Below are 14,266 nucleotides of genomic sequence, written 5' to 3' on the forward strand. Positions count from 1 at the left end.
TCGTCGTCGGCGGGAAAGTCGTCGCCGACTCAGTCGCCGCCGTCCAGACAGTCGCGGAGCGGCTCGACCAACTCGTCGGCGACGGTGTACGGGTCGGTCTCCCGCTCGACCACGGCGTCGACGAACGACTCCATCCCGCCGCGACGGGCGATTTCGTCCTCTAGCAGCGTGCCGGTGTCCTCGCGCAGGAGCGTCCGAATCTCTTCGGCGTAGCGCGTCCGCGCCTTCTCGGTGAGACGCCCCGACCGTTCTAGATACGCGCGGTGTTCCGCGAGCGTTTCGATGAGTTCGTCGACGCCGTCGCCGGAGGTGGCGACCGTCTCGACCACGTCCGCAGTCCACGCCTCCTCCCCGTCGCCGTCGCTACCCTCGCCGTTCTTCCCGCTCGTTTCGGGGCTGTCGGCGACCTCCGGTTTCTCGAACCCGCCGCCGGCCCCGTGGTGACCCAGATCGAGGTTCGCCGTCGGGTCGCCTTGGAGGTGAATCATCTCTTCGAGGTCCGCGACGGTTTTCGACGCGCCGCTCATGTCCGCTTTGTTGACGACGAACACGTCGCCGATCTCTAAAATCCCCGCTTTGAGCATCTGCACGTCGTCGCCGCTGCCTGGCTGGACGAGGACGACGACGGTGTCGGCGGTCCGCACCACGTCGATTTCGTTCTGGCCCGCGCCGACCGTCTCGACGATGATTTTGTCCTTACCGAACGCGTCGAGCGCTTTGACGGCGTCGCCGGTGGCGGTCGAGAGGCCGCCGAGCGTGCCGCGGGCGCTCATCGACCGAAAGAACACGTCCATGTCGCCGACGTTCGACGCCATCCGGATGCGGTCGCCGAGGACGGAGCCGCCGGTGTACGGCGAGGAGGGGTCAACGGCGATGACGCCGACGGTCTCGTCTCTGTCACGATACGTCTTCGCGAGTTTGTCGACGAGCGTCGACTTGCCTGCGCCCGGACTGCCCGTGACGCCGATGACCTCCGCGTCGCCGGTGTGCTCGTGTAACGACGAGACCAACTCCCTGTAGCCCGGCGAACGGTTCTCTATCTTCGAGATGGTCCGCGCGAGCGCACGGTGGTCGCCGTCGAGGAGGCGGTCGACGAGGTCTGACTGTTCGGCCCGACTCATGCGCGGTCGGGGGCGTTGTTCCGGACGAACTCGATGGTGTCGGCCATCGGCGTCCCCGGCCCGAACACCTCGGCGACGCCCATCTCCTTCAGTTTCTGCTTGTCGTCGTCGGGGACGATGCCGCCGACGAGGATGAGCGTGTCCTCGAACGCGCCGTACTCCTTCAAGCCGTCGACGACCTTCGGGACGAGCGTGTTGTGCGCGCCCGAGAGGATGGAGATGCCGAGTACGTCGACGTCCTCCTGCACGGCGGCCTGGACGATTTCGTCTGGGGCGCGGTGGAGTCCCGAGTAGATGACCTCGAATCCGGCGTCGCGGAAGGCGCGCGCGATGACGTGCGCCCCGCGGTCGTGGCCGTCGAGACCGACCTTCGCCACGAGACACCGAATCGCTCTCTGGTCTGCGTCTGCGCTCATGAGGGAGAATTCGCTATCCGTCGCTTTGACTCTAACGGATAATCCGGACAAACTACGCCGCGTTCCCTCGATAAGGGCATCACCACATTTATATAAAGTATAGACACAGTCTTGTTCGCAAATGAAAAGGCCGATAGCACAACTCGGAACACAGAAGAAAGCGTTCGGACCGCGGCTGGAAGCGTTCGTCATCGACGCCGTTCTGCTGGCGGTTATCGCCGGCGCGTTCGCCGGCGTCGGCGCGGCGATCAGCACGAACGTCCTCGTTCTGGTGGTGGTCGGCGCGTTGCTCCTCCCACCGTTCTACTTCGTCTACATGGAGGCCGCCTACGGACAGACGTACGGGAAGAAGTACTCGAACATCGTCGTTGTCAACAAAGACGGCAGCGACGTTGGCTTCGTCGGTTCGTTCGCCAGAAATCTGCTCCGGGTCGTCGACAGCCTCCCGTTCTTCTACCTGCTGGGCATCGCGCTCATCTACTTCACCGACGACGCCCAGCGCGTCGGCGACATGGTCGCGAAGACAGTCGTCGTGGAGACGGAGTGACGAGGCGGAACCGCCGATAGCCGCTTTTCGACATTTCGTGGAGGTTAGCATCTCCGGACGTTCGCGTCCGCGCGCCGACTCACCCGAGCGTTACGTCCAGATACAGCATCACCACGACCCCCAACATTGTCCCGAGCGTCGCTATTCGCTCGTGACCACGGGCGTGCGTCTCCGGGACGATTTCGTCGCTGATGACGAACAGCATCCCGCCGGCGGCAAAGCCCATCGCGTAGGGAAGTATGGGTTCGGCGATGCCGACGGCCCACGCGCCGAAGACGGCGAGCGGAATCTCGACCAGTCCGGCGCGGATGCCCGTCAGCGCCGCGTAGAAGTAACGACTGAGTCCCGCGTTTAGCGCCGCGACGGAGACGGCGAGGCCCTCGGGGATGTTCTGGATGCCGATGGCGAGCGTCAGCGCCAGCGCGTTGCCGATGTTCCCCGAGCCGAACGAGACGCCAACCGCGAGGCCTTCGGGCATGTTGTGCAGCGTGATGGCGACTATGAACAGGAGTACGGAGGCCGTCCGCGGGTTCCCCCGCCCCGGGTCCTCGCGGACGCGGCCGGTGATGACGAGGTGGACGTGCGGCACCCAACTGTCGGCTCTGTCGAGAACGGCGACGCCGAGGAGGATGCCGACGACGACCGGAACGATGCCGCCGATGGCGATGCCGGGGAGGATGAGACTCGTGAAACTCGCCGACAGCATCACGCCCGCGGCGAAACCGAGCGCGCCGTCGAGCGCCCGCTCCGTCGGATTTCTCCAGACGAGCACGGCGAGCGCCCCGAGCGTGTTGAGCACCGCGATGACGACGCCGCCGGCGAGACCCTGCACGACAGGGTTCGTTCCGACTATCCGGACGAATAGTTCTTCGACTGCGACCATCTCGAATCGTCTCACGCGGGGAGACGGTGCGGCGGCGGATAAATTCGGGTGTCGACGCCGAGGGTACGGCTTCACCGAAGTCGCTCAGGCACCCGACCCGACGTGTTCGTCGAGGAACTCCACGATTGCGGCGTACGCCGTCTTTCGGTTTTCAAGCTTCGAGAAGCCGTGCCCCTCGTCCTCGAAGATGAGTTCACGCACCGGCACGCCCTGCTCGCGCGCCTGCTCGACTATCTGGTGGGCTTCGCCGACGGGGACGCGCGGATCGTTCTCGCCGTGGAGGACGAACAGCGGCGCTTCGATGCGCTCGATCTGGTTGATGGGCGAGATTGATTCGAGGAACTCCCGGTCGTCTTCGAGGCTGCCGTACTCGGCTTCGCGGAGTTCGCGCCGCCACTCGCCGGTGTTTTCGAGGAACGTGACAAAGTTCGCGATGCCGACGATGTCGACAGCGGCGGCCCACAGATCGGAGTACTCCGTCACCGACGCGAGTACCATGAACCCGCCGTAGGAGCCGCCCATGGCGACGATTCGGTCCGGGTCGACGGAGGGGTGGTCGTGGAGCCGCTCGACGGCCGCCTCGATATCTTTCACCGAATCCATCCGCTTCTCCACGTCGTCGAGGTGGCCGTAGGCCTTCCCGTAGCCCGCCGACCCGCGGACGTTCGGCTCGAAGACGGCGTAGCCGTGGTTGAGCAGGAACTGCTTGACGCCGTTGAACGAGGGGCGGCGTTGGGACTCGGGACCGCCGTGGATGTCGACGACGACGGGCGTCTTCGACGCCTCGCCGGCGCGCTCGGGCAGCGAGAAGAACGCCGGAATCTCGCGGCCGTCGAACGTCGGGTAGTGGACGAGTTCGGGTTCGACGAACGTGTCGCGGGGGATACCCGCCGTCGACGCGCGGGTCCAGCGCTCGGTCTCGCCCGTCTCCGCGTCGACGACGTGGACGTTCGTGTTGTCGGTGCTGCGCGTGGCTGTGATAGCGAACCGCTCGGCGTCGGGACCGAAGCTGACGCCGCCGGCGACGCCCTTCGGCAGCTCGGGGTCGGGGAGCGGGTCGATGGTGTCGGGACCGTCGAGAGTGCCGACGGAGAGTTCGGTGTAGCCGTCGACGTTGCGCGAGTAGACGATTCGGCCGGTGTCCTCGTCGACGGCGACGCCGTCGAGGTTCCACTCGCCGCCGTCCTCGACAACGGTGAACTCGAGCGTTTCGAGGTCCAGACGAGCGAGGTGGAGCGTGTCGGTGCCGCGGTCGGTGGTGAGATAGAGGCTCTCGCCGTCGGGCGACCACTCGACGCTCTGGTAGCGGACGTTGCCCTCGTGGGGCGTGACGTGCTCCAGTTCGCCGGTTTCGAGGTCGAGTACGGAGACGTCCATGTCGAAGTTCGAGTACGCCTCGTGGACGACGAGTCGGTCGTCGTCGGGCGACCAGCCACCGACGTTGAGCCAGCCGCTACCCTCGTGGACGAGCGTTGCGTCGTCGCCGACTTCCTCGCGTCCTTGGACGTACACGTCGAAGACGGACTCGTCGCGGCGGTTCGAGGTGAACGCGAAACGCTCGCCGTCGTGGCTCCACCCGCCCCAGCGGTGCTTGGCCTCCGGCATCGCGGTGAGGTCCGTAATCTGTCCGTTAGTCACGTCGAGCAGGTAGAGTTGTTGGCGCTCGTTGCCCCCCTCGTCCATGCCGAAGACGAGTTCGGGGCGCTCCGGCGACCACGAGACGAACGTGACGCGCTCTTCGAAGAACGTGTGCTGTTCGGGCCACTCACCGGGCGCGCCGACGCTCCACACCTGCGACGTACCGGTTGTATCCATCAGGAAGGCGATGCGCTCGCCGTCGGGACCGAACGACCCCCCGCCCGCGCTCCGAACGTTGAGGTACCGCTCGATGTCGTACGTCTCCATATAGCTCGGTGTGTCCCGCTCCGACCAAAACGGTTCGCTTCGCGGAGAGGAGTAACGGAATGTTTCCGTACGAGACGTCGCAGTTTGGCCGTTTCCGACGACTGCGGCGAAAATCTGTGCGAGAAACACCGCCGTTCGGGGAGGTGTCGATTCCAAACTGTCGCGCGGACTGTCCGAAACACGACCGAATTTCTTGGAGGTTGTTAGCACATAACAAAGCAATGGTCTGTCTTCCGACTTCGAATGAGCACAACCCGACAACAACGGGTGTCGGGGTACACCGTCGGAACGGTCGTCCTCGTTCTTCTCGTCGGGACGGTTTTCGCGGGCGTCGGACCGCTCGCCGCACTCGGGTCGCAGTCCCACGAGACGACGGTAACAGGGCCGACAGCCGCACAGCAGACCGACGACCCACTTGGTGGAACCGTCGACGGCGACCGAAACCTCTCGACGGCGAACACGACGTTCGCCGGACAGAACGTGACCGACCGCGCCGGGTGGCGAGTCGTTCCCGCCGGCGACGTGAACGGCGATGGCGCAGGTGACGTCCTCGTCAGCGCGCCGCGGGCTGACCGCGGTAACGCGACGAACGGAACGCCGAACGTCGGCGTCGACGCAGGTGCAGTCTACCTCTTCTACGGCCCCGTCGACACCGAGCGTCTGAACGTCTCGGAGGCGAACGTCACCTTCGTCGGCGTCGAAGCCGGCGACCTCGCCGGGACGAGCGTCGCCGCGGGTGACGTCGACGGCGACGGTCTGAGCGACGTACTCGTCGGCGCACCCGGCGTCAACGGAAGCACGGGAGCCGTCTACCTCCTGCGTGGCTCCGAGAACCGCTCCGGTATCGTCTCGTTGGTCGACGCGAACGCTACCGTCGCGGGCACCGGAGGCGGCGACGAGTTCGGACACTCGCTGGCGGTTCTCGGCAACGGCAGCGACGAGTTCGCCAACGCGACGAACGCGACGGCGGTTCTCGTCGGCGCACCGTACAACGATACCGCCGGTAACGATTCGGGTGCGGCGTATCTCTTCGACCCGGTCGCGCTCGGAGGCGACGCGTTCGAAAACGCGACGACCGCAAACGCAACCTACCTCGGCGAGGCCGAAAACGACCGGGCCGGCTGGGCGGTCTCAACCGCAGGAGACTTCGACAACGACAGTCGAGTCGACTTCCTCGTCGGCGCTCGCGGCAACGACAGCAGCGCGCCGAACGTCGGTGCGTCGTACGTGATACTGGACGCCAACGAGACCGGCGACCGCTCGCTTTCGGACGCGTCGGTGAGACTCGCCGGAGTCGGCGCGGACGACAACGCCGGGTTCGCCGTCTCCGAGGCGGGCGACGTGAACGCCGACGGGTTCGGTGACATCCTCGTCGGCGCGCCGGGCAACGACACGAACGGACCCAACGCCGGTGCCGGGTACGTCGTCTTCGGCAGCGACTCGCCGCCAGCGACACAGTCGTTGCGTGACGCGAACGCGACGCTCTACGGCGTCGGCGACGGTGACCAGGCCGGGTGGTCCGTCTCAAGTGCGGGTTCGGGCGACGTGAACTGTGACGAGTTCGACGACGTACTTGTCGGCGCGCCACGCAACGGCACGAACGGCTCCAACGCGGGTGCGGCGTATCTCGTCTACGGCGGTGACACGCTCGACGGCCCGCAGAGCCTCGCCGACGCGAACGCGACGTTCAGCGGCGCGGGCCCGAACGACCGGGCGGGCTTCTTCGTCTCCGGTGCCGGCGACCTCAGCGGCGACGAGAGGGAGGATATCCTCGTAGGTGCGCCGTACGCCGACAGCAACGAACCGGGTGCGGGCGCGGCGTACCTGATTCAGGGTCGCTGTGAGGTGCCGGAACCGCCGCGAGAACAAGCTGAGCCGGGAGAACCGGGGACGCCTAGCACACCGAGTGGGCCCGAGACACCCGGAGCGCCTGAGACGCCGGGCGAATCGGGAACACCGACCGAAGAACCACAGGACACGCCGACTGAACGGCCGCCGACAGAGACGCCCACTGAAACGCCTCCTCCGGGCCCGGCAGTGCAGTCGGTGACTGCTGAGTCGGTCGACTGCGAGCAACTCAGATTCGAGAACCCGAACGATTTCGCAGTGAACGTGAGCTACACCGTTCTCTACGAGACAGAAAGCGTCCCGAACACGACGAGAAACATCGTACTCTCGCCCGGGGGAACCAGAGTCGTGAATGACTCGGCTATCGGTGCCGATTCGTTCAGTCAATCGACGATACGAGTCACCGCTGAGCGCGAAGACTCATCCGGCGACCAAGTGCCGGTGAACGACGACCGTGAAGTGCGTCTCGACGGCGTCCGCTGTGGCGGCGTTCCGAACATCAACGTGACGAAGGACGACTGCAACCAGTTCACCCTCGAAAACCCGAACCCGTACAGGGTGAACGTCACCTACGACATCAGTCGTAACGGCACGGAGGTCGTGACGCGGAACGTCACGCTGGCACCGAATGAGACCCGAAACGTCTCTGACGCGGAACTCTCGACCGAGAACGACACGCTCGTCGAGATCAACGTCACCGCCCAACGCGCCGATAACGGTGCAGTTGTGTTCATCAACGACCCGACTGGCGAACTCGGTCGCGAGAGCTACTCGACTCGAATCACGGCGTGCGTCGACATCGTGCGGTCGGTAAGCATCAATTCGACCGGCTGCGAGCAGTTCACCATCACGAACCCGAACGCCTTCGCCATCGAGGTCAGGTACACGTACGCTCGATTCCCGTACGACTTCAGGTCGTTCCCCGGTGCGATAGACAATCCGCCGTTCCCGCCGCTGTTAGTCGAACCGGGTGAGACCATTACGGTCAAAAAGTCGGCGTTCGGAGGCGAAACGTTGCTGTTCTCGGTCCGATCTGCGGACGGGACAGATAGAAACGTTCCAAGGAACGGGGGAATCGGTCCCGAACCAGTGGAGATCGCGGATTGCCCGGATACCGAGTTCGAACCGGTCCACGTCACCTCAGAACAGTGCGAGGAGTTCATCATCACGAACCCGAACGAGTTCAGCGTCGACGTCACGTACTCGCCGAACCGCAGCGGTGCGGCGTCGCAGTCAGTGACGGTCGGTCCCGGTGAGACGATGACGCTCAACGGTTCGCAGTTCGGCGAGGCGTACCGATTCTCCGCCTACTCAGAGGAGGTAGACGCCGAAGTGCCGATAAGCGGCGGAGAGCGACGACTCGTCGTCGGCGAGAGACGGTCGTGGGTTGTCGAGTCCGAGCCGTGCCCGGAACCCGAAATGCAGTCGCTCACCATCTCGTCCGAGCAGTGTCAGCAGTACACCATCACGAACCCGAACAACTTCAGCGTCAACGTCTCTGCTGTCTACAACCTCGACGGTCCACCGGACGAATCCGTCATCGTCGGACCAGGTGAGACCGTGACGGTCGAGGCGGCCGAAGGTGCCGATACGCGATTCAGCGCGTTTTCCGACGAAGTCGGCGTCCGCGTTCCGGTCAACGGTGGGGAGACGGCTGACATTGAAATCGCGCCGTGTCCGGAACCACAGGACATCGTCGTCGAGTCGGCCGACTGCGAAGCGGTGACCGTGACGAATCCCAACGAGTTGAACACGACCGTCAACTACCGACTCAGTACCTCGGAAGTCGTGTTCTCCGTCGAACTCGAACCGGGAGAGACGAGAACTATCGAGGATTCGAACTTCGGGGGCGAGACTGTCATCTTCTCGGCGTTCCGCGAGGACAGCGCTCGGGTGCAGGTCAACGGTGAGAGAACGGCCCAGATAGCGGTAGAAGAGTGCCCGGAGACGACGACCGAGACACCGACAGGAACGCCGACACAAACCCCGACGGAAACGCCGACCGAAACACCAACTGAAACGCCGACCGAGACGCCCACAGAGACGACTACGACGACCGAGCCCGTGACACCGACCGAGACGGCAACGGAAACCGAGACTGAGACGGAAACCGAGACGCCGACTGAGTCATCAACCGAAACTCCGACCGAGACGGACTCCGACGACACCGCGACGACTACCGAGTTACTCGTCGGGACGGTCGCATGGTCTGCAAGTGCCTTGCCGTGGGCGATGCTGGTCGCGCTTCCGCTGTTGGTTCTACGGCGCTACCACCGCCGCTGAGGCGATTTCTCGCCCTCCAGCGTCGTCATATCTCTCGAATGGCATGGATTTTTATCACCGCCCGACATTCCGGTGCGTATGCGTGTCGCGTTCGTCTCGATGCTCACGACGCATCACGAAGAGACGCCGGTGACTCGGCGAACGCGACGAACCGTACGATACCTGTTGGACCGCGGCCACGAGCCGGTCGTCCTCTGCGCGAAGTGGTGGGGCGGCGAGGTCGTTGAGTTCGAACACGAGGGAATTACCTACCGACGGGTGTCGGACGAGCCCTCGACGCGCGGATTCGCCTCGAAACTCCCGTTCGCGCTCCGAAAAGTCGGTGCGGACGTGATTCACGCGGTGAACAGTCCGCCGAAGCACGTCGCCGCCGCGAAGACGGCCGGACGATTTCTCCGGACGCCCGTCGTCGTCGACTGGTGGGACGACCCCGAGAACGCCCGTTCGGGCTACCGCCGCGCCGCCAAGCGAGCCGACTTGGTCGTCGCACCGTCGGAGACGGTGAAAACGTGGGTCAGAGAGTACGGCGCACCCGAAGAGCGCATCGAAGTCGTTCCCGGCTGTATCGACACTGCGCTCGTCCGCAAGAGGGAGACCGACGAACGGGCGCAGCTCGTCTACGCGCGGCACCTCGACGAGCACGCGAACGTCGAGTCGTTTCTGCTCTCGCTCGCTGAGTTGCGCGACAGGGACTGGTCGGCCGCCGTCGTCGGCGACGGTCCCGAGCGGGAACGGGTCGAGCGAACCGCCCGCGACCTCCGCATCGACGACCGCGTGACGTTTCTCGGGGCGCTGTCGGACGCAGAACTCGTATCCGTGCTGAAGGGCGCGCACGTGTTTGTCCAGACCGCCGAGCGCGAACCGTTCGCGCGGAACCTCCTGTGGGCGCTCGCCTGCGGCTGCGTCAGCGTCGTGGAGTACCAGGTCGGGTCCAGCGCCCACGAACTCGTCGAAGGCCGCGAGCGGGGGTCGCTGGCGACCAGTCCGCAGGAGATAGCCGAGCGAATCGTCGCCGCAGGCGCGTTCGACCACTGGGCACACGACGAGGCGTTCGACGGGTACGACTGCGACGACGTGCTCGGCCGCTACGTCGACTGCTACGAGCGAGCCGTCGACAGTTACGGGCTGTTCTGAACGTCGGAAATCGAGGACAAAAAAACCGCCGCCGGCGACGCGTCCGCCTACGACTCGTAGTCGCCGCCGTACTTGATGAAGAAGTAGCCGAGACCGAGCGTCGCGACCATCGAGAACGTCGTCGCGACGCCGATGGATTTGGCGCTGTCGGGGACCGACGGCACGCTGGATCCGCCGCCACCTTCACCACCGCCGCCGCTTCCGGCGTCTTCGCTGACCTCTATCGTCCCGACCATCCCGGCGTCCTCGTGTGGTTCGCAGACGTACTCGTATGTCGCCTCCTCCTCGAAGGTGTGCTCGAAGGAGAATCCTTCGTCGTGAATCTGCTCTTCGCCCCAGTCGCCCTCGTTGGGGACGACGTTGTGGCCGTCGGACGCCCACTCGAAGACGACCGTCGTCCCCGGTTGGATGGAGAGTTCCTCGGGGTCGAACGAGAGTCCGTCGCTCCCGGCGCCGACCGTGACGGTTTCGGTGCCGCCGCCACCGCCGCCCGACCCGCCGGCTGACTCGTTACCGGAGGACTCGTTACCGGAGGACTCGTTGCCCGCCGTCTCATTTCCGGCTGTTTCGTTCCCCGACGATTCGTTGCCGGACGTGCCGTTTCCGTCCTCTTGGGCGGCTGCGGTCGTCGCCCCCGCCACTGTCGCGGTCGCACCGGCCGTCGCCCGGAGGAACGTGCGCCGCGAGATAGCGTCCTTGCTCATGAAGTCGAGTTAGAATCGGGCGGTAGTGAATACTTTGGTTCGTACCCGCCCGACGTACGGAGATTCATATACGAAGACGTGACCATCGCGGCCGCCTGTTAGCCACCATTCGCGGACTGACGACGAGCGACGCTCTCACAGCGTGTAGTCGTGCTCGCCCGTCTCCGTCTCCAAGAACGCCGTCAGCAGGTCGATAGTCGCCGACACGTCGTCGACGTGGGCGCTCTCGGTGACGGTGTGGAGGTACCGCGTCGGAATCGACAGCGCGCCGACCGGCTTCGCGCCGTGCGTGTTCTGGAACCCGGCGGTGTCGGTGCCGCCAGCCGGGAGAATCTCGAGTTGGTACGGAATCTCCTCGTCCTCGGCCACCGAGCGGAGTCGACGGTGGACCTTCGGGTTCGTGATGACGCTCGAATCCTTCAGCTTGATGGCTGTCCCCTCGCCGAGTTCGGTGACGTAGTCGCCCTCGTCGAAGCCGGGAACGTCGTTGGCGACGGTCACGTCGAGCGCGACGGCCAGGTCGGGGTCGACGTCGCCGCCGAGCGCTGTCGCGCCGCGGATGCCGACCTCCTCCTGCACCGTCGCGGCGAAGTGGATCGTCACGTCAGGATTCTCGATGCGTCGGGCCGCCTCCAGCATCGCGAACAGGCAGATGCGGTCGTCGAGCGCCTTCCCCGTCACGTGGTCGCCGAGTTCGACTGTCGTCTGGTCCATCGTCACCAGGTCGCCGCGGGAGACGCGCTCGCGGACCGCGTTGCCGTCGAGTCCGAGATCCACGTGCACATCCTCGACTTTCTCTTTCTTCTCTCGCTGTTCGTCTGAGAGCGTGTGCGGCGGGACGGAGCCGATCACGCCCGGGAGATCGCCGTCTTCGGTGTGGACGGTGACCCGCTGTGCGCGGAGAACGCGCGCGTCGAATCCGCCGAGCGGGTCGAGTTGGAGAAAGCCCTCGTCGGTGACATGGCGGACCATGAAGCCGATCTCGTCCATGTGCGCCGCGATTGCGACGCTGTAGTCGCTCTCGCCGTCGATACTGCCGACGACGTTGCCCATCGCGTCCGAACTGACGCGGTCGGTGCTCGTTTCGAGTTCGCGCCGAACGATCTCTCGAATCCGGTCCTCGTAGCCGGGGACGCCGCTCGTCTCCGTCAGTTCCCGAAGCAGTTCGAAGTCGAAATCCATGCTCGGTGGTGACCGACCCGGGTCAAAAGCGCACGGTTCCCGGCGGTCGACGCCGGAAAACAACTCACAACGCGTTCTTCATGGTTCCGGAACGTTTTTGCGCCGGATACGACCATGCATAGCTATGGCAGACGAATCCGTCGAAGCGGAACTCCGCGCGCAGCTACAGGAAGCCTTCGAGGGCGCAGACTACCCCGTCAGCAACCAGATGGACCTCGTACCCGCGCTCCCGAACGGTCCGGGCACGCGCTTCGAGGCGGGTGACGTGAGCTTCACTGCGATGGAGATAGCCGCGAAACTCGGCAGCCACCAGGACTTCCCGTACGACGACGCCGACAGCCTCGTCGACGACGTGATGGAAGGCCTGCGCGCCGAAGGGATGCTCTAAGATACCGAAACGTCGTTACGCGTTCTCTCTCCCTCGAGCGACGCACTCAGTCGCCGCGTCGCTCCCGGCCGTGTTCCTCGCAGAGCACGTCGCCCGCCTCGGAGCCGAGATAGAACGCGTCACCGGTCTCGATGGCGCGTCCGCAGACCGCACAGCCGTCGTCGTGACGGAGGAAGTACTTCCCTTCGGCTCGACCGGTTTCGAGACGCCCCGCCTCGACGGCCGGGCGGGTGAGTCCTTCGCCGATCTGCGTGCGCTCCGGAGTATCCGCGGCCTCGAATCGGATGATAGGCACACGTCGAGTAGTACCGCGGGCGAAGTAGCTCCCACGGCGAGCGATTCTTAATGGCTCGCGCCCAACCACAACCGTGCTTTCGGAGTGGCTCGCTCTGTTCCCCCCGTGGCTGCTCGTCGGCCTCCTCTTCGGAGCAGTAGCTTCGGTTTTCGCCGCTGGCGTGTTCGTCGTCGGCGGTCGCTTGTTCCCGACGGCCCCTCTCGACGAGGCCGCGAAAATCGACGGAACGAACCGACGCCGAACCGAGATTCGCGAGTATCTCGACGCCATCGGCGAACCGTTCGCGGAGGACCATCCGGTTCACGGCCAGACGGTCGCGTTCTACCTCCCTTCCCGGGATGTCGCCATCACGTTCGACGCGCAGGCGTACTTCCGTATCGAACGCGCCGGCACGTACGCTGTCCTCTGCGAACACGAGATGCCCGGCGCGCAACTCGGGCGGCGACTTCCGTTCGAGGTGCCGGAACTCGAACCCGAACTAGCCGACCTCGACGACCCAATCGCCGGAGCGTTCGAACGCCTCGGCCTTCCGTCGACCGCCAGTGCCGACGACGTGAAAGCGGCGTATCGCTCGGAGGTAAAACACGCCCACCCCGACCACGGCGGTAACGAGGCCGAGTTCAAACGCGTCCGCGAGGCGTACACGATGGCGAAAGACCACGCCGAGGCGTAAACTCGGCACCAGAACCCGCATCAGCGACCGTCGAGTTCCCTGACCTCGTGAGAGATATCCTCGTCGCGGAGCGCGTCGGTGACGCGACCGACGGCGTCCATCGTCGCGACGACGAGAACTGACTGCCCGCGCGCCGCGGCGGCGGCGGCTACGTCGCCCGCGGCGACGGTGACCTCGGGGTGAACGCCCGACGACCGGAGCGCGACGGTCGCTTCGACACCCGAGGCGACGACGATGTCGACGTCGTCGCAGAGTTCCGCGAGCACATCCGCGTCGACGGCGCGACTGCCGCCCGTCCGAACCGCCGGGACCTGGACGACGGTGACGCGCCCGGCGTCCATCTCGATGACACCCTCGAACCCGGTGACGCCCACGTCGGTTCCCGCGTCGGCGCTCGTCGTCGCGACGCCCGTCGCCGGCCCGGCGTCACCCGGCGTCGCGTGCAGGAGGCCGCCGCGAATCGAAAGCGAGACCGGGTCGCCGACCTCGACGTCGTCGGTGGCAATGGCGGCGTCCTCTTGGACGCTTTCGAGGACGTCTTCGGTAACGTGTTCGGCGTAGCGCCGCAGCGATTTCGCCTCGCGGAAGAGCCAGTCGACGCCCTCCTTGGTGACTCGGTAGCGCGAGCGACCTTCCTTGTCGACGAACCCTTCGTCGACGAGTTCGCGGATGTACTCGGAGACGGCCTGGCTGGTAACGCCGACCGCCGAGGCGATCTCGCCCTGACTCACTGCTGGTTGTCGGTCCGCGATTTCGACGAGGATGCGAAACCGCGTGGCCGTACGCTTGTCCTGCAGGGCGTCGCTCATGTCGCGAGGGTGGACCGGCGGGTTGAAAAAGTCACCGTCGCGCCGGCGCCTCGTCGACCGGAGAGCAGTACCGATTTG

Annotated in this window: 13 protein-coding genes; 5 read left to right on the forward strand and 8 right to left on the reverse strand. The window is 65.4% G+C overall.

From position 1 onward, the window contains the following. Window positions 1-29: 29 nt before the first annotated feature. A complete protein-coding gene (gene meaB, locus LAQ58_RS10620; protein ID WP_224447441.1) occupies window positions 30-1,121 on the reverse strand; it encodes a methylmalonyl Co-A mutase-associated GTPase MeaB in 1,092 nt (363 codons plus the stop codon). Continuing rightward, entirely contained in the window at window positions 1,118-1,537 is a 420-nt protein-coding gene (locus tag LAQ58_RS10625) for a cobalamin B12-binding domain-containing protein (protein WP_224447442.1), read from the reverse strand. The genes meaB and LAQ58_RS10625 overlap by 4 nt, the downstream gene beginning before the upstream one ends. Window positions 1,538-1,658: 121 nt before the next feature. On the opposite strand from LAQ58_RS10625, the gene LAQ58_RS10630 reads away from it, so the two are divergent. Then, window positions 1,659-2,084, forward strand: coding sequence for an RDD family protein (locus LAQ58_RS10630; protein ID WP_224447443.1), 426 nt, complete (start codon window positions 1,659-1,661; stop codon window positions 2,082-2,084). Between the two features lie 79 nt (window positions 2,085-2,163). Here the strand turns inward: LAQ58_RS10630 and LAQ58_RS10635 are convergent, their stop codons facing one another. Next, window positions 2,164-2,967, reverse strand: coding sequence for a ZIP family metal transporter (locus LAQ58_RS10635; RefSeq protein ID WP_224447444.1), 804 nt, complete (start codon window positions 2,965-2,967; stop codon window positions 2,164-2,166). An 84-nt stretch (window positions 2,968-3,051) separates the two neighbouring features. After that, on the reverse strand, window positions 3,052-4,872 hold the full coding sequence (locus LAQ58_RS10640) for a S9 family peptidase (RefSeq protein WP_224447445.1): 1,821 nt from the start codon (window positions 4,870-4,872) through the stop codon (window positions 3,052-3,054). A gap of 243 nt (window positions 4,873-5,115) precedes the next feature. Between LAQ58_RS10640 and LAQ58_RS10645 the strand changes: the two genes are divergently transcribed. Together LAQ58_RS10645 and LAQ58_RS10650 are read left to right on the forward strand one after the other, a co-directional pair. After that, complete coding sequence (locus tag LAQ58_RS10645; RefSeq protein WP_224447446.1) at window positions 5,116-9,003, forward strand: hypothetical protein; 3,888 nt, start codon at window positions 5,116-5,118, stop codon at window positions 9,001-9,003. Window positions 9,004-9,081: 78 nt separating this feature from the next. Further along, window positions 9,082-10,137, forward strand: a complete 1,056-nt coding sequence (locus tag LAQ58_RS10650; RefSeq protein WP_224447447.1) for a glycosyltransferase — start codon at window positions 9,082-9,084, stop codon at window positions 10,135-10,137. Window positions 10,138-10,184: 47 nt separating this feature from the next. On the opposite strand, the gene LAQ58_RS10655 is transcribed toward LAQ58_RS10650, so the two are convergent. After that, complete coding sequence (locus LAQ58_RS10655; protein WP_224447448.1) at window positions 10,185-10,841, reverse strand: plastocyanin/azurin family copper-binding protein; 657 nt, start codon at window positions 10,839-10,841, stop codon at window positions 10,185-10,187. 135 nt (window positions 10,842-10,976) lie between these two features. After that, on the reverse strand, window positions 10,977-12,023 hold the full coding sequence (locus LAQ58_RS10660) for a M42 family metallopeptidase (protein ID WP_224447449.1): 1,047 nt from the start codon (window positions 12,021-12,023) through the stop codon (window positions 10,977-10,979). Between the two features lie 124 nt (window positions 12,024-12,147). Here LAQ58_RS10660 and LAQ58_RS10665 point away from each other — a divergent pair, with 124 nt between their 5' ends. Further along, the gene (locus LAQ58_RS10665) at window positions 12,148-12,411 is read left to right on the forward strand and encodes an MTH865 family protein (RefSeq protein ID WP_224447450.1); all 264 of its coding nucleotides are present in this window, start codon (window positions 12,148-12,150) and stop codon (window positions 12,409-12,411) included. Between the two features lie 46 nt (window positions 12,412-12,457). On the opposite strand, the gene LAQ58_RS10670 is transcribed toward LAQ58_RS10665, so the two are convergent. Then, window positions 12,458-12,706, reverse strand: coding sequence for a DUF8075 family protein (locus tag LAQ58_RS10670; protein WP_224447451.1), 249 nt, complete (start codon window positions 12,704-12,706; stop codon window positions 12,458-12,460). Window positions 12,707-12,779: 73 nt separating this feature from the next. Between LAQ58_RS10670 and LAQ58_RS10675 the strand changes: the two genes are divergently transcribed. After that, window positions 12,780-13,379, forward strand: coding sequence for a J domain-containing protein (locus LAQ58_RS10675; protein ID WP_224447452.1), 600 nt, complete (start codon window positions 12,780-12,782; stop codon window positions 13,377-13,379). A gap of 20 nt (window positions 13,380-13,399) precedes the next feature. Here the strand turns inward: LAQ58_RS10675 and LAQ58_RS10680 are convergent, their stop codons facing one another. Continuing rightward, entirely contained in the window at window positions 13,400-14,188 is a 789-nt protein-coding gene (locus LAQ58_RS10680; RefSeq protein ID WP_224447453.1) for a DUF7839 domain-containing protein, read from the reverse strand. Window positions 14,189-14,266 lie beyond the last annotated feature (78 nt).

The sequence above is a fragment of the Haloprofundus salilacus genome (genome assembly GCF_020150815.1).
Lineage (GTDB): Archaea > Halobacteriota > Halobacteria > Halobacteriales > Haloferacaceae > Haloprofundus > Haloprofundus salilacus.